14 protein-coding genes are annotated in these 20,759 nt (G+C 71.3%); 9 read left to right on the top strand and 5 right to left on the bottom strand.

Annotated features, from left to right (window positions below; all coding sequences use genetic code 11):
* Positions 1–160: 160 nt before the first annotated feature.
* Entirely contained in the window at positions 161–1,504 is a 1,344-nt protein-coding gene (locus AB0D49_RS20830) for a Vps62-related protein (protein ID WP_362759214.1), read from the top strand.
* Positions 1,505–1,529: 25 nt separating this feature from the next.
* Here AB0D49_RS20830 and AB0D49_RS20825 read toward each other — a convergent pair whose 3' ends face one another.
* Positions 1,530–2,483 (bottom strand): hypothetical protein, encoded by a 954-nt coding sequence (locus tag AB0D49_RS20825; protein ID WP_362759212.1) that lies wholly within the window; start codon positions 2,481–2,483, stop codon positions 1,530–1,532.
* 630 nt (positions 2,484–3,113) lie between these two features.
* Here AB0D49_RS20825 and AB0D49_RS20820 point away from each other — a divergent pair.
* Positions 3,114–3,902 carry a trypsin-like serine protease gene (locus AB0D49_RS20820; protein WP_362759210.1) on the top strand — a complete coding sequence of 263 codons (789 nt, stop codon included), beginning with the start codon at positions 3,114–3,116 and terminating at the stop codon, positions 3,900–3,902.
* 110 nt (positions 3,903–4,012) lie between these two features.
* On the opposite strand, the gene AB0D49_RS20815 is transcribed toward AB0D49_RS20820, so the two are convergent.
* The gene (locus tag AB0D49_RS20815; protein ID WP_362759208.1) at positions 4,013–4,528 is read right to left on the bottom strand and encodes a lytic polysaccharide monooxygenase auxiliary activity family 9 protein; all 516 of its coding nucleotides are present in this window, start codon (positions 4,526–4,528) and stop codon (positions 4,013–4,015) included.
* Positions 4,529–5,084: 556 nt separating this feature from the next.
* On the opposite strand from AB0D49_RS20815, the gene AB0D49_RS20810 reads away from it, so the two are divergent.
* The 7 genes from AB0D49_RS20810 to AB0D49_RS20780 all read left to right on the top strand — a co-directional run bounded on the left by AB0D49_RS20810 (position 5,085) and on the right by AB0D49_RS20780 (position 12,741).
* A complete protein-coding gene (locus AB0D49_RS20810; RefSeq protein WP_362759207.1) occupies positions 5,085–5,912 on the top strand; it encodes a methyltransferase domain-containing protein in 828 nt (275 codons plus the stop codon).
* A 397-nt stretch (positions 5,913–6,309) separates the two neighbouring features.
* Positions 6,310–6,834, top strand: a complete 525-nt coding sequence (locus AB0D49_RS20805; RefSeq protein WP_362759205.1) for an NUDIX domain-containing protein — start codon at positions 6,310–6,312, stop codon at positions 6,832–6,834.
* 221 nt (positions 6,835–7,055) lie between these two features.
* Positions 7,056–8,030, top strand: coding sequence for a Gfo/Idh/MocA family oxidoreductase (locus tag AB0D49_RS20800; RefSeq protein ID WP_362759203.1), 975 nt, complete (start codon positions 7,056–7,058; stop codon positions 8,028–8,030).
* A 145-nt stretch (positions 8,031–8,175) separates the two neighbouring features.
* Complete coding sequence (locus AB0D49_RS20795; protein ID WP_362759201.1) at positions 8,176–9,489, top strand: DegT/DnrJ/EryC1/StrS family aminotransferase; 1,314 nt, start codon at positions 8,176–8,178, stop codon at positions 9,487–9,489.
* A gap of 2 nt (positions 9,490–9,491) precedes the next feature.
* Positions 9,492–10,181, top strand: coding sequence for a methyltransferase (locus AB0D49_RS20790; RefSeq protein ID WP_362759199.1), 690 nt, complete (start codon positions 9,492–9,494; stop codon positions 10,179–10,181).
* 88 nt (positions 10,182–10,269) lie between these two features.
* A complete protein-coding gene (gene hisN, locus AB0D49_RS20785; RefSeq protein ID WP_362759197.1) occupies positions 10,270–11,103 on the top strand; it encodes a histidinol-phosphatase in 834 nt (277 codons plus the stop codon).
* A gap of 72 nt (positions 11,104–11,175) precedes the next feature.
* Positions 11,176–12,741: a carbamoyltransferase C-terminal domain-containing protein gene (locus AB0D49_RS20780; protein WP_362759195.1), complete on the top strand. Its 1,566-nt coding sequence runs from the start codon at positions 11,176–11,178 to the stop codon at positions 12,739–12,741.
* 28 nt (positions 12,742–12,769) lie between these two features.
* Here AB0D49_RS20780 and AB0D49_RS20775 read toward each other — a convergent pair whose 3' ends face one another.
* The 3 genes from AB0D49_RS20775 to AB0D49_RS20765 are packed head-to-tail and all read right to left on the bottom strand — an operon-like array spanning position 12,770 to position 20,754.
* Positions 12,770–14,755 carry a pentapeptide repeat-containing protein gene (locus AB0D49_RS20775; RefSeq protein WP_362759193.1) on the bottom strand — a complete coding sequence of 662 codons (1,986 nt, stop codon included), beginning with the start codon at positions 14,753–14,755 and terminating at the stop codon, positions 12,770–12,772.
* Positions 14,756–14,786: 31 nt separating this feature from the next.
* The gene (locus tag AB0D49_RS20770) at positions 14,787–16,196 is read right to left on the bottom strand and encodes a hypothetical protein (RefSeq protein WP_362759191.1); all 1,410 of its coding nucleotides are present in this window, start codon (positions 16,194–16,196) and stop codon (positions 14,787–14,789) included.
* Positions 16,197–16,248: 52 nt separating this feature from the next.
* A complete protein-coding gene (locus AB0D49_RS20765) occupies positions 16,249–20,754 on the bottom strand; it encodes a peptidase C14 caspase catalytic subunit p20 (protein ID WP_362759189.1) in 4,506 nt (1,501 codons plus the stop codon).
* Positions 20,755–20,759 lie beyond the last annotated feature (5 nt).

Here is a 20,759-nt window from a genome sequence, read left to right as displayed (position 1 = left end):
CGGCCGGGGCCCGTCAACACGGGTCCCGGCCTTTCCCAGGGGCATGTGCGGTTGGCGATTTCGCTCCCTTACCCAACGACGTCCGGGCCCACGACCATGAGGCATACCGCCCTCCCGGCCGCTCGCCGGGGTCCGCGCTCATGTGCGAAGGAGAGACGGCATGTCGTCACCCCAGGCTGGTTCCCCCGCGTCGCAGACGTACTGGTACGACTACGGCGAACTGCGTATCGCGTTCACCGACCAGTTCTCCCTGGACTACCAGGACGACGGCAGCGGCGCCTCCATGTACGGTCGCTTCTGGCATCCGGTACTGCCGCAGTGGGCGCAGGACGAGGGGGGCTGGTGCTGGCTGGGCGGGATGTCCTGGCCGGTCTCGGACTACAGCGGCGACCCCAATGGCTACCGCGTCGGACTGATCGCCAAGGACCACGGCAACACGGGCGTCCTCAAGCCTCCGACCAGCTGGAACCGCATGTGGTACGACGAGCACACCGGCGCCTCCATGTACGGCAGCGCGTACCGCCCCGTCGCTCCGGACGGCTATGTCGCCCTGGGGGACATCTTCACCGGCAACTACGACGACTGGTTCGCCCCGGACAGCTCCAAGCCCCCGTGGAACAGCTTCGCCTGTGTCCGCGCCGACTACACCCACCAGGGCAGCTACGGCCCCAAACTGTGGGACACGGACGGCGCCGGTTCACGGCCGGCGGATGAATCGTTCTGGTCGGTCACCGCCAACCTCGACGGGCAGACCTTCTCCCAGGCCGCCGACCACGCCCTGTTCAGCATCACCGGTTTCATCAGCACCGGCGGCACCAGCGACTCACCGCCCTCCAGCCCCGCGCCCACGGTCCTCATGGTGCCGGTCCCGCAGATCAAGGTGAGCGACCCGCCTCCGCCGCCCAGTCTCACGAGTTTCGACGTCCCCCCGGACAACACCACCCCGGTCAACGACTACTCGGTAGTCGTCCCCTTCGGAGCCATCAAGGACACCGAACTGACAGTGGACCAGCACGTCGCAGGGAACGCCTTCTACACCCTCAAGCACTACACCGACTACACCCTGGTCAAGTTCATCAACAACCAGACCGGTGCCGACCCGTCGACCCCGCAGGAGGTCTCGGTCACGGTCGGCGTCAGCGACAGCCAGAGCCAGACCTACTCCGCCAGCTACGGAGTCACCGTCGGCTACCAGGTCGGTGTCGACGTCTCCATCGAGGCGTCGTCCGACGGCTCCGCCGGATTCTCGGCGGGCGGGCAGTTCTCGATGTCCTCCACCGTCTCCAAACAACTCGGCTACTCCACCACCACCGAGGTCGACGTCATGGTCTCGGGCACCATCACCGACACCCTCTCCGCTCCGGCCCAGAGCAACGCCGCGCTCTGGGCCGTCAAGTCCACGATCGCCCCGTGCCGCCCCGACGGAACCTGCATCGACCCCAACGGAGGGCTCGGCTTCACCGACCACACGGCACTCGTCCGGAGCACCTATCCCAACACCTGACCGGTGAGGCTTCCGTCGACCCGGTTCAGCCGAGCGGGCTGAGCACGTTGGAGAGTTGCTGGGTCTGAGCGTGGCCGCCGGGCTTGAGGCCGGAGGCCATGCTGTTCGCCCACTCCATCGTCACCATGGGAGTGGGGCCGTCGCCGACCTCGACCGATGCTCCGGCGTACCGTTCCCCGGCGGCGGTCTCCGTCCGCAGGGCGTCGGCGACGGTACGGGCGCCCTCCGGCGACTCGGTCAGCGCGCACAGCCGTTCCCGCGAGGTGCCGTCGTCCGCGGCGTGGCCGCCGACGGCGAAGAGGGTGAGTCCGGGCAGGTGGGTGTCGTAGTTCTTGATGTGGAAGAAGGCGAAGTAGGTGCCGTCGCCGACGCAGTCGGCGACCGCCCGGTAGGCCGGATCTGCGAGGAGGGACTTCTCGGGCGCGGCGAGCGGCGGCGGCACGACGTCCTTGACGAAGGTCCTGGAACGGACGGTGGAGGACACGGCGACCTTGGACTCGCCGCTGGCGAACAACGCTCCGCCGTCGGTCTTCGACTCGGTCCACCCGTTCTTCTTCATCGCGTCGGTGACGGCGGAGACGTCGAAGCGTCCGGTCAGCCGGGCGGAGTCCCCGTCGATGTGCACGGCGGTCTCGACCTGCGTCTCGTCGAACCCGAACACCTCGCGAGCCGTCAGCTCCTCCTCGTACCGGATGTCCTCCAACTCGGCTATGCCGAGGGAGGACAGCGCGGGGCCGTACAGCTCCTGGTCGCCCTTGATCAGGGGACGGAGCTGGGACACGTCCCAGTAGGTGAACACGTTCTCGGCCCGGTCCTGGGGGATGCCCGCGAGCGCGCCCGAGAGCCCGCGGACGGGCTCGGCGTCGGCGGCGTCCTCGTCACCGCCGCAGGCCGCCGTGCCCAGGAGGGTGACCACGGCCACCGCCGCCGCCGTGACCGTCCGCCATGCCCCACCGGCGCTACGGGTGTTCGCGCTCATCCCTGCCCCTTCTCCAGTCCGTCCTGCGGCCGTCGATGACCATGGACAACCATGGCAGTCTGCCATCCGCTCCGGCCGGGGTGCGCCGGTGGTCAGGAAGGTGGCGGTAACGGGACCGCGGCCCGCTCGGGCATCCGCACCGCCTGTACCACCGGCCACCACCGCTCTCCACACCGTCTTGGCCATCTTCGAACCCGTCCTCGCCCTTGCCGCCTGGACCCTGCGCACGAGGGCGCGAGCAGGTCCGAGGCCGACCCTGCCGACTGGTTGTCCGACCGCGCGGTGAACGCTGTGGTCGCAGACGCTACGGCAACGATCCGATCACCCTGCGGCCCCCTTGGGCCGGCCGACCCGGACCGACGGATTTCCGTCACACCAGGCTCTCCACAGCGGGAGTCGAGCCCCGTCCGGCGTGGTGGCCGGAAGAACTCTGGATGTGTCACGTCAGCCGTACCTACGGTGTTCGGGCCGGCGGCAGCGCACCGAGCGGGTGTCCGTGGCACACGCCCGGACGGGGAACGCCACCCGGCCGGATCGACGCGGCTCGGGCGCACGACGGCCCACGGAAACGCGCGCACGACGGACCCGGAGTGCCGCCGTGCCCGCGCCACGATCACGAAGGGAATCACCATGGGCGTACGGCTGCGCACGAGGAAGGCGGTCACCGGACTCCTGTCCGTCCTGGCCGCTTCCGCCCTCGGGCTTCTCGGCCTCCAGACACCGGCCTCCGCCATGGCGGGCGGCCAACCGCTCGACTGGCAGACCCAGGCGGGCGGCATGGTGTCCGTCATCAACGACGATCCGCACTCGGGCGGCATCTGCTCCGGCTCACTGATCAGCACCAACCCGTCGGCACGCAGCACCAGGCTCGTCCTCACCGCGTGGCACTGTCTCACCGACCCGGCGGGCCAACTGGTCACCACCCCGGACGAGTTACGCGTGTACAACGGAGGGAACCAGCCCGGCCAGGGCACCCTGTACGGCGTCAGCCAGTTCATGCGGGTCACCATCGGCAACCAGCTGACCGACTCGGTCGTCTTCCAGCTCACGCAGTTCGTGAACGGGTCCCTGCCGTTCCCCTACGACACGAACACGCACTACGGGAACGGCACCCAGGTCCGTGCCGACGGATACGGGATCACCGACCCCTCGGAGAACATGAGCCTCCGGCAGGGCAACTTCACCATCATCAACGAGACCCCGGCCACCTACTTCAATGTCCAGGGGCAAGGGGCACTGACCTGCGCGGGTGACTCCGGGGGGCCGGTCATCAACCAGAACGGCGTGATCATAGGAACCGTGTGGACCGGCGCCGCGGACCCCGCTCAGTGCTCGCTGGCCTGGGTCGACGTCTTCACACCGAAGGTGTCCAAGCTGGAGGCGTCCGACCTGAACGCCATCGTCACCGCGCTCCAGTAGGTGTCACGGGCGCGTACGCCGGAGGGTCCCGGGGTCGCTGAACCCCGTACGTCCCACCGGCGCACGCGCCCCCAAACATCCCGTTCGGCACCGCCTCCGAGCTGCGGTGGCTAGCGGATGTTGACGTCCACGCAGGCGTAGAACGCGTTCGCCGTGTCCGCGATGTTCCAGACCGCCAGGACCTTCTGCTTACCCGTGAACCCGCCGAAGTTCACCTGGTGGGTGACGGTCGCTCCTGGCTGCGCACCGCCGTCGTTGAACTCCGCGATCTTGGTTCCGCCGATGTAGTACTGCCAGGTGCTGGTGGCATGCCGGGCCGTCAGACGCCAGTTGAAGCTGGTGGTACGGCTGACGGGGGTGACGGTCCAGCCCTTGGAGTCATTGCTCAGTTCGGCGAAGGCCGCGTTGTTGCCGTGACAGTTGCGCAGCCCCTTGGGGCCCTCGACGCTCTGCGGTTCGTACTTGATCGCACCGCAGGAGACGGTACCGGCCGCGCACTGTGCCTGACGGCTCGGCGGCGAGGAGATGTATCCGTGGGCCTGCGCCGTACCGGCGGACAGGCTCACGGTCAGGAGAGGAGCGACACACACTCCCAGGACCACAGCCAGTGTCCTTCTGCTCTTCATGCGCTCTCCTTGGTGGGGGGATACGTCGGTCGTACCGAGTGCACATCTCACGTCACGGGCGGGTACGGACGGCATACCGTCGCGCACTGACACCGGAGCGCACTCCGGCTTCCCCTACCGCGACTTGGTCTAGACCATACAGAAGTGAGGAGCGAGGTCAAGAGGGGGAATGAGGCAGGGAGTCGAACAGGACGCTTTCCCGCCAACTCCACACGCGAGCACCCTGATCGGCGGGCACAGGCACCGGGTCCCCTCCCCCAGGGCACCCTGGACGAACTGTGTCTCCTCCAGGAAGATGGTCGCTCGATGGCCAACAGCATCAGGCACCCACGGGTGAGCGTCCACGGCACACACCTCATAGACGCTCTCGACTCCCCCCGCTCCCCCCACCCCCACCAGTGACCCACACACGGCCCCAGCCTCAAAGGCATCGTCTCCGTGGCGGCATGAGAGGTCACACGTGTAACTGACCGCGCATCAGGTGAGACACCGGCCGCGGCGAACCCCACCCCACCTCCCGCCACCAACACCCCCCCCCCCACCTCGGGAGACCTCGATGACCACCCATGACCCATGCCTGCACGACACCGCTCCCTCACCGGCCGAGATCCGCCCGCACCACCCGGAGCCCGCCGCCGTCGACGGGAACATCCACGTCGGCTACTGGGACGACGACTCCGACGATCGCTCGCTCGACCAGGCCACCGACCGGCTCACCGACCTCGTGGCGCAGCGGCTCTCCCCCGCACCCGGCCGACACTTCCTGGACGTCGGCTGCGGTACCGGACGGCCCGCCCTGCGGATCGCCGGGGCCACCGGCGCCCGCGTGACGGGCATCTCGATCAGCGTCGAGGACATCGCTCTCGCCCGTACGCGGGCCGTCGCCACCGGGCTCGGCGACCGGACCGACTTCCGCTACGCGGACGCCCGCCAACTGCCCTTCACCGCCGACTCCTTCGACGGCGCCTGGGCCATCGAGTCCATGATGCACATCCCCGACCGGACCGCCGCCCTCACCGAGATCGCCCGGACCCTGCGCCCCGGCAGCCCGCTGGTCGTCACCGACGTACTGCTGCGTGTACCGGTGACCGGTGAGGCCGCGGAGATCGTGCGCCGGACCGGCCGCGCCTTCCAGTCACCCTCCTTCCCACAGCCCGCGGAGCTGCGCGCGGCGCTCGACAGCGCCGGTCTGGAGCTGGTGGAGTTCGACGACATCGGGGACCATGTCCGCCGCACCTACCAGGCGTTCGCCGACGCCTTCGCCGATGTCGTGCCCTCGGCCGACGACCCCCATTACGCGTTCTTCAACTCCACCCGTTCCCTTCCGCGGTTCGGCGCGCTCCCGCAGATCGGCTATGTCATCCTCGTCGCCCGCCGCAGATGAGCCGCCGATCGGCCACCGGTGAGCCGCCGGTGAATCACCGATCCGGCCAACTCGATGCACCGCACAACAACCGATGGCAGAAAACGGCTGTTTAACGAAAGCGCGGTACGGGAATTTTTTGCCACGGAGCAAAGAGAACGAGTCAATAGCGACCCCGGGACTTCGGCATACAAGTCGACGGTCCGAATATATTTTCCGGTCGATCCTATCGAGCTTCAGGCCGCGCCGATTTCCGCCCCGCGTATCGCGTCCGTATCCAGGGTCGGTCATCGCCGGGCGTACCGCGCGCACGCTTTCTGTGTGCCAGTGAAATGAGAGAACCAATGATCAGCCGTCTCCTCGCCCAGCCCCTTCAGCGACCCTTCCGGCCACCGCCGTGGATACGTCCGGTCATCGCGTGCGCCGCTGGGGGCCGCACCTCGGCGCCCGTCCCGCCGGGTCGGGTCATATGGCCGAGGTGACCGGACCCCGGCTGATGGTGGGCGCGTTGATCCGCGACCCCTGCGATCGGGTCTTCGTGCAGCGGCGTTCCGCGGACCGGCGGCTCTTCCCCGGGTGCTGGGACGTCGTCGGCGGGGCCGTGGAGGACGGGGAGTCGCTCGCGGAGGCGCTCCGCAGGGAGATCGCGGAGGAGACCGGGTGGCGGCTGCGCCGCGTTCTCGCGCGGGTGGCACACCAGGAGTGGTCGGCGGACGGGCTGCGGCACATCGAGTCCGACTATGTCGTCGAGGTGGCCGGGGACCTGTCGTCGCCCCGGCTGGAGGCGGACAAGCACACCGAGTTCGCCTGGATCGGGGCCGGGGACGTCTCGCTGCTGGACGAGAACGCCCTGCTCAGCGGAAGCACCTTCATCAAGGATGTGGTGACGGCCGCGCATATATGGCTCGCCGATGCTTCCGGGGAGCGCGGCGCGACTCACTGACGTCCGGTGCGGTCACTATTCCGGTGCGGGTCCGCACGGGTTCTGTGCCACGTCCGGCGCGCGAACCACGCGTCCGGCGCCCGCATCCCGCATCCCGCATCCCGCATCCCGCATCCCACCTGGCATTCCGCATCCTCACCCGGCATTCCGCGAGAGGGATATTCCGTATGCCCTGCGATAATTTAAACAACGGCGTACATCGTCCACGTATTCGAGTACTGATGGTCGGGTTCGCCGGGCATCAGGGGCAGGAGTATCTGCCGCTCGTGCGGGAGAGCGCGGACGTGGTCGGCGGGGTCGACCCCGCCCCGGCCGCCCGGTCACTGGCCGACGCGTGGGGATTCCCGCACTACGACGTCCTCGGTCAGGCGCTCGGGACGGTCGAGTTCGATGCCGCGGTGGTCACCGTGCCGCACAGTGAGCACTTCCGGGTGTGTGCGGAACTGCTGGCCCAGGGGAGCCATGTCATCAAGGAGAAGCCGTTCGCGGTCACCGAACGGGAGGCCCGGCAACTCGTGCAGCTGGCGCAGCGGGCCGACCGCAGTGTCTTCACACTGCTGCAACGGAACTTCGACCCGGTGTTCCAGTTCGCCCGGGAGAACCTCGCGCGGATCGGCGAGCCGTACTGGTTCTCGTACGACTACCACCTCAACCTGGCCCAGCCGACCGCCGGTTGGCGTGCCGCGCGGGGGCTGGCGATGGGCGGGGTGCTCCTCGACATGGGCTATCACCTCATCGACGCGCTGTGCGGGCTGTTCCCGGCGTCCGAACCGCCCCGGACGCACTCCGTCTTCGCGCACCAGTACCAGGAGACGCGGGACCGCCGGCTGGAGGATCTCGTCAGTCTCCAGTGCAGCTATCCGTCCACCGGGCTGGCGGGCTCGCTGCGTATCTCGCGGCATCACCACGAGAAGGCCGAGCGACTGTGTGTGCTCGGTTCGGACGGCGCGCTGACCGTCGTCCCCGGCCTCGCCACCCTGCACGCCGTCGGAGGGCTGCCGCTGGAGCGTTACACCTGGGCCGGTCCCAAGACCGATGCCGTGCGGTCCATGCTGACCCATCATCTGGAGCACCTGGACGACCACCGCTACCGCCAGGACCATGTGCAGCGGCAGCTCGCCACCGTGCGCACGATCGACGGGATCTATCAGGACCGGTCGCGGGAGCGGAGCCGGTTCGCCGACCGGTGCGCCTGACCCCGCCCCTCCGCCGCAGCCGGGTCGGCCGCGACCGGTGCGCCTGACCCCGCCCCTCCACCCCACCCCACCACGCCATGCCCTCCAGGCGGCCACATCCACCGGCCTCCCACCCCCACCTCACCTCCGACCACCGGAAGGACCCATGACCACCGCGCAACGACTCGCCCTCCTCGGAGGACCGCCCGCCGTCGAACGACCGCTGCCGCACGAGGTCTGGCCGCCGCCCGCCGCCGCGGCGGAGCTGTCCGAGCTGGCCGGGCAGCGTGACATCGACATCTCCATCAAGGGCAACAGCGGCCCCATCGGACGGCTCGAAGCCGACTTCCTCGCCTTCCTGGACGGCGGCGCCCGCTTCGCGGTCACCTTCAACTCCGGTACCAGCGCCCTCCTCGCCGCCTACTTCGCGCTCGGCGTGCGCGAGGGCGTGGACGTCGTGGGACCGGCGCTCACCTATCACGCGGCGCTCAGTCCCGTCTTCGCGCTGCGCGGTGACGTGGTGCTGGCCGACATCGACCCCGACACCCGCGGTCTGGACCCCAAGGCGCTGCAAGCCGCCCTCACCGAGCACACCAAGGTCGTCACGGTGGTCCATCAGTGGGGCCACCCCTGCGACATGGACGCGATCCTGGCCATCGCGGAGCGGCATGGGCTGCGGGTCCTGGAGGACTGCTCGCACGCCCATGGCAGCCGCTACAAGGGCAGGCCAGTGGGCACGTTCGGGGACGCGGCGGTCTTCTCCCTCCAGGCCAACAAGGCCGTCTACGCGGGCGAGGGCGGCATCCTCGTCACCAGTGACCCCCAGGTGCACGACCGTGCCACGCTCCTCGGGCACTACCGGGACCGGTCCCGGGACAGCGTCGTCGACGAGGAACTGCGGGCGCACTGGGTCACCGGGTTCGGGCTCAAGCTGCGCATGTCGCCGTTCAACGCGATCGTCGCCCGGCACGCGCTCGCCGCCTTCCCGGCCCGCAAGGAGGCCCGGCACCGCTGTCTGCGCTACTTCGGCGAGCAGCTCGGGGACGTGCCCTATCTGGAGCCGGTCCATGTGAGCGAGCAGGTCGACATGGGCGCCTGGTACGGCTACAAGCCGCTGTACCGGCCCGCCGAACTGGGCGGTGTCCCCCGCTCCGTACTCATCGAGGCGCTGCGCGCCGAGGGCATGGAGGTGGGCGCCCCCTCCGGTCCCCGGCTGTCCACCTTGCCGCTGTACGCCCGCCCCGAGAACCCGCTCTTCCCCGGCACGCCGAAGAAGGGCAGCGTCCCGGAGGCCGGTTCGCACGCCGAGCATGTCGAGCGGCACGCGCTGTCCCTGCCCACGTTCACCGACTGGCCCGGGGACACCCGGCTCATCGACCAGTACGCCGAAGCCTTCCGCAAGGTGGGGCGGCACCGGGAGGCGCTCGTGCGGTACGCGGCTGATCCGTCCCGTCGGTCCGTTCCGGCGCAGAGGTGGTGAGCATGTCCGTCGAGGAGACGCCCGAGGACGTGGTCCGGGCCCTTCAGCACGCCCTCGTCGGGGACGACCTGCCGGACTCCTTCACGCTGCTGGGGCGGGAGTGGAGCCTGCACCGAGGTGTGTTCCCCAGCACCTTGAGCGCCGCCACGGAGGTGCTGGCGTCGATCGTGCCCTATCCGCGGGGCGGTTCGTTCCTGGAGATCGGCTGCGGTACGGGGGTCATCGCCGTGACGGCGGCGCTCAGCGGCTGTGCCTCCGTGACCGCGCTGGACATCAATGAGAAGGCCGTCGCCAACACCGTCGTCAACGCCGGGCGGCACGGGGTGGGCGACCGGGTGCGGGTGCTGCACAGCGACATGTACGCGGCGCTGGGGCCCGACGACCGCTTCAACACCGTCTTCTGGAACGTCCCCTGGACCTATGTCGAGGACGGCTACGCGCTCTCCACCGATCTGCATTCGGCCGTGTTCGATCCCGGCTACCAGGGGCAGGCCCGGTACATCGCGGGGGCGCCCGCGCATCTGGCCGAGGGGGGAAGGCTGCTGCTGGGGACGGCCGACCTCGGGGACCGTGAACGGCTCGACCAGCTGGCCGAGAAGGCGGGTATGCGGATCGAGGTGCTGCGCCGGGTGCGCCGGATCGAGGAGGTCCGGGTCATGGAGTACCAGGTGCTCGAACTGCACCCGCGGTGAGGGCCGTGTCCCCCGCGGACCCGGCCGCCCGGTGCGGGCCGGGTCCGGGACGACCACCGGCGTCCATGACCTGTGCGGGAGGCGCTCCATGACCGGGCGGTCCGATCTCGACCTGGCGCTTCACCTCGCCGATGTCGCCGACGGCATCACCGGCCGCCGCTTCCGGGCCCTCGATCTCCAGGTCCGGGAGAAGGTGGACCATACGCCGGTGACCGACGCGGACACCGCCGTCGAGCGGGCCGTACGGGAGGCGGTCGGGGCCGCCCGGCCGAAGGACGCCTTCGCCGGGGAGGAGACCGGGGGCTCCGTGCGCGGCGGCGGGCGGACCTGGATGGTCGATCCGATCGACGGGACCAAGAACTTTCTGCGTGGCGTGCCGGTCTGGGCCACGCTGATCGCCCTGCTGGAGGACGGCCGTCCCACCGTCGGGGTGATCAGCGCCCCGGCGCTGCGCAGCCGCTGGTGGGCGGCGGCGGGACAGGGCGCCTGGCTGCGGCGGGGCGCGGCCGGCCGTGCCGCGGTGCCGCTGCGGGTCTCCGGACACAGCCGTCTCGCCCTGGCTTATCTGTCCACCACCAGCGTCCGCACCTGGGACGTCTTCCACTCCCGTGCGGCCTATCTGCGGCTGGCCGGGCAGTGCTGGGAGGACCGTGCCTTCGGTGACTTCCTCCAGCACTGCATGGTCGCCGAGGGAACCCTCGACATCGCGGCCGAGCCGGTCGTGAATCCCTGGGACATCACCGCCGTGCAGATCCTCGTGGAGGAGGCCGGTGGGGTGTGTACCGATCTCCTGGGCGCCTCGCCGAGCGGTGGCACCGGCGCCCTGTCCGCCAATCCGGAGTTGCACCGGCTCGCCCTGAAGGCCCTGTCGGTCATGGCCGACAGCGGCGGCGACGCGGACGATCGCGACGGTCCGGTGTGACGGAGCCTCGGGGTGGCCGCCGGATCAGGAATCCACAGCGAACGGGAATCCACAGAGAAACGGACGAACATCATGCTGATTCTTTCCCTCAAGGAAGGTCATGACGGGGCGATCGCGGCCGTCGAGGACGGGAAGCTGCTCTTCTCCCTGGAGGCGGAGAAGGACTCGTTCCTCCGGTACAGCACCCTGACCGCCGAGACGTTCGCGGTGGCGGCGGAGCGGCTGGACAAACAGCCCGACGTGGTCGCCATGAGTGGCTGGATCAAGGGGACACAGGCCACCGACCAGCCGTCGCGCGCCGGGTACTTCGGTGTGGGTGACTCGGCGATCACGGACCAGGCCGGACGGTTCTTCGGGAAGAGCGTGCGGCTGTTCTCCTCCACCCATGAGCGCTCCCACATCATGACCTCCTACGGGATGGCGGCGTTCCGCCGCGACCAGCCGTTCTACAGCCTGGTGTGGGAGGGGAACATCGGCTCCTTCTACCGCATCGACGAGCGCGGGCGGGTGACCCATCTGAAGGAGGTGCTCACCTACCCCGGCAACAAGTACTCGTACGGCTTCGCGCTCGCCGACCCCCAGTACAGTCCCCATGAGGAGTTCGTCCGGTTCCAGGACGCGGGGAAGCAGATGGCGCTGGCCGGGTTCGCCGGGAACCGGCCGCCGACCCCGGCCGAGCAGAAGGTGATCGACTTCATCCTCGGGCAGCGGCAGGTCATCACCGGCCGTCTCAAGGACCGGATGACCGACTCGCCGTTCCACAACATCGGTGTGGAGTCGGACGCCTACAAGAGCTTCGCCGCCCGGCTGTCGGACGCCATCTTCGACCGGTTCCACACCTATGCCCAGGAGCATCTGACGGAGGGTCTCCCGCTGCTCGTCTCCGGGGGCTGCGGACTCAACTGCGAGTGGAACCGCCGCTGGCGCGAGTGCGGGCTGTTCCCGGCGGTGTTCGTCCCGCCGTGTCCCAACGACAGCGGCTCCGCGATCGGCACCGCCATCGACGCCCAGCACCACTACACCGGGTCGGCGGACCTGGACTGGGACGTCTACGCGGGGGGCGAGTTCGTCGAGGATCTCCCGTTCGACACCCGGCGCTACGAGGTCCGTCCGGTGCGCGGCGACGAGGTCGCCCGCTACTTGCGCGACGGGAACATCATCGGCTGGGCGCAGGGCCGCTGGGAGATCGGGCCGCGGGCGCTGGGCAACCGGTCGATCCTGGCCGCGCCGTTCACCGTGGAGACCACGGTCAGGCTGAACAAGATCAAGCAGCGTGAGGGGTACCGTCCCATCGCCCCGATCTGTCTGGAGCAGGACGCGGGCCGCTGGTTCGGGGGCGGGGTGCCCGATCCGTACATGCTGTACTTCAGTCAGGTCGAGTCGGGTGAGCTGCGGGCGGTGACCCATGTCGACGGGACGGCGCGCACCCAGACCGTCGATCCGGCCGCGAATCCTGGTATGGCCGCGCTGCTGACCGCCTTCGGCGAACTGACCGGCTTCAGCGTTCTGTGCAACACCTCGCTCAACTACTCGGGGCGCGGATTCATCAACCGCACCAGCGATCTGCTCGCGTACGGGGAGCTGCACGGTCTGGACGGGTACGTGGTGAACGACAGTTTCATCACTCCGAGGCGGTGACGGGACCGCCGCGGTCCCCCGGTGCCGGTCAGCGTCTCACCCGGCTGCGTACGGCCAGGACCGCGAGGGCGAGGAGGGCCGGTTCGACCAGGCGGGAGGTCATCTCCACATAGGTTCCGGCGATGGTCAGGTCCTGTCCTGAGGCGCGGAAGATGACCGAGTTGGCCACGACCCGGACGGATTTGTCGAAGCGGGCGGACGACAGACGGCTGCCGTAGGAGCCCTGGGGGGTGGACGGGTCCGCCTTCTTGGTGGTGAGGGTGACGCGGTGGCCGGTGATGCTGCCCCGGGACTCCAGGTCCGGGTCCTGCTGGGGCAGGCCCCACAGCATCATGGCGACGACGGTGGCGGTCATGGCGAGGCCCAGCCAGGTCAGGGCACGGAGCGCCCGCAGACCGTACCCGGACACCGCCCAGTACAGACCCAGCAGCATCCGTTCCGAGCGGGGCGCCTCCCGGTCGAGGCGGCGCATCTCCATCTCGCCGTAGTAGAAGTCGGCGGCGCCGGGTTCGTTCCTGCCGTCCTCCAGGGCTTTGCGCAGTTGCCGGTAGACGGGGGCGAGGACGGCGGGGTCGTGGGTCTCGACGCCTGCCGGGGCGGGTGTCCAACCGGCCGTGGCGTAGCGGGTCGCCCGCCAGTGGTGTTCCTCGGCCAGGGTCCGGCGCCGGGTCCAGCGCACCGGGAGCCCGCCCCGCCAGTGGATCGGCTCCGGCGGCGGGGCGAGCACGAACCGGCCCTCCAGTCGGAGCTGGTCCAGGTGGACGGTCTCCACGAAGCGGCACTCGGTCAGGTCGACGTCGGCCAGGACGAGGTGGGCGACGTCGACTCCGCTCATCGACACCACCCGTACCGGGGCGGGCGTCAGGTCGGTCTCGTCGACGGGTTCGCCGTAGGCGGAGACGAAGCGGGTGGAGCGGGCCGCCACGGTGACCGGGAATTCGAGGACGGCGTCGGTGAGGTCGACGGCGGTGTGCCGCAGACGGAGCGCGGCGGTGGACGCCCAGCGGGTCCTGCGGCAGCGGAGCCGGTCCGCGGCGATCTCCAGGGTCACCGCGGAGTCGAAGACCGCGTCGGAGAGGTCGACCAGCCCGGGGCGGAGCAGCGGGCCGATCCTGGCCGTGCCCCGGAACGCGGCTCTGCGGAAGTGGATGTCTCCCTCCAGCCGGGCGTGGGCGAACACCAGGTCGCCGCCGAAGCCCGCCCCGTCGAACGTGGCTCCGGTCGCGAAGCGGGACTCGGAGAACTGGGCCTCGCCGCCCAGTTCTGCTCCGTCGAAGGAGACCCTGCCGCTGTCGAAGCGCGCCCCGTCGAAGCAGGCCGCGCCGGTGATGGCCGCCCGGTCGAAGTCGGCGCCGTCCCCGAAGACCGCGCTGTCGAAGTACGCCGGGCCGTCCACCGCGCAGTCGTCGAAGCGGGCAGGACCCTTGAAGCGCACGCCCGTGAAGTGGGCCTCGCCGGTGGTGACGCCGTGGAACATGGCGGTGCCGCGCACGATGGCCACGCGGAACCGGAGGGCGCCGTCGACGCGGGTCCCGTAGCACCAGGCGTCGGCGCCGACTTCGGGTGATTCGATCGACAGGTCGCCGGTGAGGTGCGCGTTCTCCAGTCTGAGGTCGTCTGCGAAGCGGGTGTCGCGGAAGCGGGCGCCGCTGTCGAACTCGGCCGTGGCGAAGGAGCAGACGCCGGAGAAGTCGACCTCGTCGAAGGCCACCTCGCCCGTGAAGCGGGCCTCGTCGAACCGTGCCCGACCGATCCGGGCCCGTGCTGTCGCCGGGTCGCGCAGGGCGGTGAGCAGTTCGTCCAGCAGGTCCTGGGTGAAGGGTGTGCCCCGGTGGTCCAGGTCGGCGCCCGGGGTCAGCCCGGCGAGGTAGGTCGTGCGGCGCCCGGTGTCCAGGTGTGCGAGACATGCCGCACCGGTGCCGGTGCTGCGGCCCCGGCAGCGGCTGTCCGTGCCGTCGTCGTGTCCGCAGTGCGGCCAGTCGGACGCGTCATGGGTGTCGGGCGGCGGGGTCATGGTTCCTCCCTTCGTGTCGTGCGCGGGCCGTTCACTCGGCGCGGTAGACGGTGATCTCCCTGCGGTCGGAGTGCGCCGGGGTGTCCACCTGTGCCTCGATCCACCAGCGGCCGGGGGTCGCCAGGACCACCGCCCGGTAGCGGTCGGTGCCGTGCTCCTCGAACCGGACCGGCTCTCTGACCGGCCTGCCCGACCGCCACATGAACGTCCGCAGATTGCGTCGCAGCAGGTCGTGTCCCAGCAGTTCCACCGCGAACGGCTGTCCCGCGACGACCGCGGGGGACGGGAAGTGCAGGGCGATGCCCCCGGAACCGGCGAGCATCCCGCCGGGCGGGTCTCCCCGGCGGACGGCGAGCAGGACGTCCCGCAGCGCGGCGGGGCTCACCATGTCCTCGTTGCGCAGCCCCGTCCAGAGCATGGGGCCGTCGTGCTCGGTCCCGGCCCAGTCGGCGGTGGCGGACCGGCTCGGCACGGTGCCGTCGCCCGGTCCCTGGCCGTCGTCGTCGGTGAGGTGGGACCCGTCGGCCGAGACGGTGAGGGTCTCCGGCGTCGGATGCTCACCACCCGCCAGACAGTGCACCGCGTACGGGAGGCCGCCGCCGGGGTCGGTGCGGCGGTGCCCGTCGCTCGCCGCCCGGAACGTCTCCTGGAAGCCGAGGGCGTCCCCGATCAGGTCGGTCGGCAGGCCCGGCACCGGACGGCGGTGGTCGGTGATGTACCGCGTCCGGGTCTTTCCCTCGGCGCGCAGGGCCGGATACACCGGCAGCAGTTCGGCCACGGCGGGCAGGTGGGCGGCCCAGTCCCGCAGTACCTCGTTGAGCCGGGCGCGGGCGTCCGCGTCCGGGCCGCCGGTGCCGGGGATCGCCGCTCCGGCCAGCAGCCGGGCGGCCTGGGCCAGGCCGTGCTGGGGCGTGCCGAGGGTCACCAGGGTCCGGGCGGTGCCCCGGCCGTCCTCGCACTCCAGGTAGTGACGGCCGATCAGACCGCCCGTGGAGTGACAGACCAGGATGACGCGCGGATCGTCGGGACGGTCCGGGTAGTGGGCGTCGACCTGGGCGCTCCACCGGTCGAGTTCCCGCGCCACCCAGGTCCTCAACTGGCGGGCGGCCAGCATGTGGGAGAGCCGCCAGTCGTAGGTGAACGCGGTGAGTTGGGCGGGGAGCGGGTCGCCGAGGGCGGCCGGGAGGTCGGGGTACCCCGGGCAGGACATCAGGCCGGGGACCGAGTCGGGGGACATGAGCAGTGCGGTGGTGTCCAGGCGGAAACGGTCCTCGGGCAGTTGGTCGCCCAGTCCCTCGGGCAGTGCCACGTCGGCCAGCGCGGCGGCATTGGGCGGCGCCTGGATCAGCGCCTCACCACTGCGCGCCCAGACGTCCTGGCCGTCACGGCACAGCCGGGTGCCGAGAAATCCCGGCACGAAGACCATCAGGTCGTGTTCCATTCCGCTCTCCCCCTCGCTCGCGTCGCGATGCTCTGTTCCGTCCCGGCCCCGGTCACCGCTGCCCCGTCCCGAAGTATGCGGGTGACAGCCGGATCAGGTCGCAGCGGTCGTTGCCCTGGAGGGCCAGCACCAGTCCCTCCGGGTCGGGGGCGGCGGCGACGGCCTGGACGTCGTAGCCACGGGAGGGGACGCCCGGTCCGGTCAGCCATCGCCGGGACCAGACGTCCCAGGCGCGGGAGATCGTGCGCGGGGCGCAGAGCAGCAGCACGGGCCGTTCCACGTCCCCCGCGAACACCAGTGAGGTGACCTGCGGGAAGGAGCCCTCCAGACGGTCCGGCGGGGTCAGTCCCTCGCCTGAGCAGTCCTTGACGTAGACGGTGCCGCCGTCCGCCCAGGCCAGCAGGGGCAGCGATTCGGCGTCCTCCGCGTCGTACAGCTCGCCGAGGGCGAGGCAGGTGGGGGTGGCCGCCTTGCGGATGCGCTGCTCGACGCCCTCCTCGTGCTCCCGCCACACGCGGAGCTGGTCCCCGAGGTCCCCGGCGAGCCAGTACGTGCCGTCCCGCATGACCCTGGTGTCGATGCCGCAGAAACCGGAGTCGATGCGGATCGGGTCCGCCGGGCGTGCGGCGGCGGGGTCGCCGGAGGGGATCTCGTGGCGGATCAGGCGCCAGCCGTCCGCGACGCACAGCCGCAGGGTCGCCCGGCCGGGGTCGGCGACCAGGCTGAGGGCGCGCGCGGGCTCGCCCGCGTCCCCGCCCAGCGCGATGTCCTGACGGTCCGTCACGGTCAGTTCCTCGTCGAGCCGCCACAGCCGTACGGTGCGGCCCGCCGCGGCGGCCACCGTCCAGCCGTCCGCGACCCGTACCGCGTCGACCGCCGTCACCCGGGCCGGGTGGGTGAGGTCGGTGGCGGGGTGGGTGGCCGGGGCGCCCTGGGCGGGGCGAGACACACGGACCGTCTCGCCCCAGGCCCGGCACAGCAGCGGCGGACCGCCGGGTGCGGGGGCGAGGGCGACCGCGGGGCGCTCGTTGCTCGGCCGCCGCAGGGTCTCGTGGGCGGAGTCCAGCGCCGGGACCAGGTCCACGAACCGGATGTCCGGTCCGTCGGCCACCGCGAGCCGTCCCCGTCCGTGCGGTTCGAAGGCCATGGCGCCCTCGCGGGGCGCGTCCAGCTGGAACGCGGTCCCCCGGCCGGGTTCCTCGACGGACCAGATACGGACCCGGACGTCCTCGTACCCCGCGAGGAGCAGTTCGTCGCCGTACCGGCCGAAGGCCAGGGCCTTCGCCTGGGAGCGGAAGTCGGTCACCTGGCGTACGGTCGGCGGCTCGTCGTGGGCGGCGGCGTCGGTCTCGCAGCACCAGACACGGACCCGTTGTCCGTCGGACACGGCGAGCCAGCCGCGCTCCGGTGCCGTGCCGCGACCGGGGGCGACGACCGCGGCGGCGGAGAGCGCGGGAGCGTCCAGCTCACCGAGGGGCAGTTGCTCGGGGCGCAGTCCGCCGACCCGGTTGAGGCCCCGGTCCACCTCCAGCAGCGCGGCCGTGCTTCCGGCGGCCAGGACGAACAGGCGGGTGCCGAGGGTCAGTGCGGCGAGCTGTCGTACGTCCCCGGCGCGGATGTCCGTGAGGTGGGTGCCGACCTGCTGGAGACCGCTGTTCCAGTACCAGACCCAGATGCGGGAGCCGTCGGCGGCCAGCGCGACGGTCTCCGTGGCCACCTCGGCGGTGGCGAGGGCGCCCACGGTGCCGCCCCAGCGGTACTCCTGGTCGGGGACGCGGGAACCGACACCCCAGAAGTACACGGCCTGTCCGTCCTGGGCGACGGTGGCCCAGCGGGGTCCGGTGCCCACCTCGCGCACCTCGCTCAGGGCGTTCGCGCGGTCGCCTTCGGACCGGGGCAGCCGACGGGTGAGCAGCCGGGCGCCCGACTCCGGGTGCAGTACCTGGATCTCCCCCAGCCCGGCGGCGGTGAGCGTGTCCGAGGGCGGCACAGCGGCGACCGTGCTGCCCGCGCGCCAGCTCAGGGCCCTGGCTCCGCCCAGGGGCGCGGCCCGCCGCCATTCCGGCGGTGCGGGCCGTACATCGGTCCAGTACTCCTGCCAGGGCAGGAAGCCGTCCAGGTCGCGCAGGCCGCGGAAGGTCGCGTCCCGGTGGCTGACGAAGGCCGTGGCGCTGGTCAGCGCCTTGCGGGCGTGCAGGACGGGCGCCGGGAGCGGGGCGGAGGCACGCGGGAACGCCCCGGCGACCCGCCCGTAGAGCGCGGCTCCGTCGCAGTCGCGGGCGAGGCCCGCCGCGAGCGGGAGCATGACATGGGGGTTGGTCCGCAGCAGGAACTGCACATCCTCGAAGAGGTCGCGCAGGGCGGCCGGTCCGACCTGGGCGGCGTGCGCTCCGAGATATTCGGTGGTGTAGGGGTCGGCTCCGCCCCAGTCGCCGCCGGTGCGGGCCCGGAGGGAGGCGACGACCCTGCGGTGTGCCTCCGGGGTGGTCAGCCGGGCGTCGCGGAGGTAGTAGTCGCCGTAGCTGGGGTGGGCGAGCTGGTGGCGGACGCCCTGGGCCTCCTCCCCCGGCCCGGACGCGCGGGCGGCGACGATGCCTCCCCCGGCGAAGCGGCTGACCTGGCGTACGTCGTCCGGGGTCAGTTCGGGGGTGTGGTCGTCGCGCAGTGCGTTGGCGAGGGCGAGCCAGGTGTCGTCGGGGGTCAGTCCGGCTCCCTGGTCCACGGCGAGGGCGCGCAGCACCTCGCGGGCCCGCCGGGCGCCCGGCTGCTCTTCGAGGTCGCGGGTCTCCGCGGCGAGCCGCTCACGCAGGTCCATACCGCCCGCGCGGATCCAGTCCAGGAGGTCGGACTCGGTGACCGTGTGGGAACGGTGGGCGAGTGCGGTGGCGGCGAGCCGGGCCACCAGGAACGAGCCCTGGCTCTGTGCCGCGAGGGTCTCGGCCGTCCAGAGGCGGTCCTCCTTGGCCCGCCCGTCGCCCCGGTACGGGGAGTGGTCCGCGTCGAGGACGGACATCGCCATGCCCGTGATGCTCGCGCGTGCCTCCGCGTCGTCGCCGAGGACCAGGGGTTCGACGCTCTGCTCCAGCGCGTGCAGCAGCGACTCCTCCTCGGCGGCGGACGCGGTGGTACGACGGCGGGGCTGGGCGCGGGTGCCGACGACCACCCGGACGCCCGGCAGCCGGGACAGCGGGTTGAGCAGCTGCCGGACGATGTCGTGGGCCTGGTCGGGCAGGGCCTCGTCGAGCGCGTCGAAGAGCAGGTTCACCGACCCGGCCCGCCCGACGAGTGCCCTGAACGCGTCCGCGTACGCCGTCGAGGCCACCGGGTCCGCCGGGAGGGGCAGTGCTTCGTCGACCTGGCCCAGCACCTCGCGCAGCGCCGCGGCCAGGGAGTGGGCGGACTGTCCGCGGCAGCTGAGGGCCGCGTGCACGGTTCCCGGCCGGGGCAGGATGGCGTGATCGAGTGTGGGGCCCAGGGTCCGGCGCCAGCTCTCCAGGGAGCTGAGGGCCAGTCTGCCGAGCAGCGCGGTCTTCCCCGTCCCGGCGAGACCGGTCACCGCCAGCAGGCCGCCCGGGTGGGTCTCCATCCAGCGCACCAGCCTGCTCAGCGCGTCCCGCCGCCCCGCGAAGTGGTGACTGAGGTGGCTGCCCTCCTCCAGTCCGAACTGCTCGGCCTCGATCCACGGCTTGCGCCGGGACAGCCGGGCGGTGCGGTGCTCGGGGCCGCCCGAGGGCTCGTAGTACGGGTTGTCCAGGAAGTCGTTGGGCAGCCCGCGCACCTCGATATAGCCGGGGCGCTGGGCGGGGTCGTCCAGTCCGGACGCGGCGGCCCCGGCGTCCACGGCGGCCCGCAGATAGGGCAGCGGGAGATAGAGGGCGGAGGGGGCGAAGGGGCGGGCGTGGTCGGGGGCGACGAAGTCCGGTCGGGCCAGGGCCTCTTCCAGCCAGCGGACCCAGCGGCCCTCGGGGACCTGGGCGTCGGCGCCCGAGGTGCCGATGACGGCGAAGCCCCCCTTGCCGGTCGCCCGCGCCCGGTACACCGCCGCGCTCCGCTCCAGGTCCAGGGCGTGACGCAGGGCCTCGTTGAGGGAGTGCAGGCTGTGCGAGGAGCACGCGTCGACGATCAGCAAGGTGTCGGTGTCGTGTCCGGGCCGCAGCAGGCGGTCCACCAGGTCGACCAGGGAGACGGCCCGCTCGGGCTGGAACTCTCCCGACCGCCAGGAGTCGGAGCAGGCGAGGAAGTAGCCGTCGGCGGCGCGCTGCACGCCGTGGCCCGTCCAGTAGAGGATCTTGCGTTCGGCGGGGGCGGCGAGGAAGTCCTCCAGGCCGCTCCACAGCTGGCGCCGGGTGGCACCGGCGCGGTCCAGGGGGAGGCTGACGCCGTAGCCGAGTTCCTCGTCGGCGGTACGGATGAAGCGGCTCCGTACGTCGGCCAGCAGGGGGCGGCGCAGCCTTCGGCGGGTGGCCTCGTCGGGGTGGGTGTAGTCGGCGACCGCGACGGTGCCCACCAGGGAGGCGGAGCGCCGCTCGGCCTTCACACGCGTCAGCTGATCGCTCACAGCGC

Source organism: Streptomyces sp. NPDC048290 (assembly GCF_040652095.1).
Taxonomy (GTDB): Bacteria; Actinomycetota; Actinomycetes; order Streptomycetales; family Streptomycetaceae; genus Streptomyces.
Note: the sequence above shows the minus strand (reverse complement) of the source record. Positions and strands in the feature narration are given on the sequence as shown.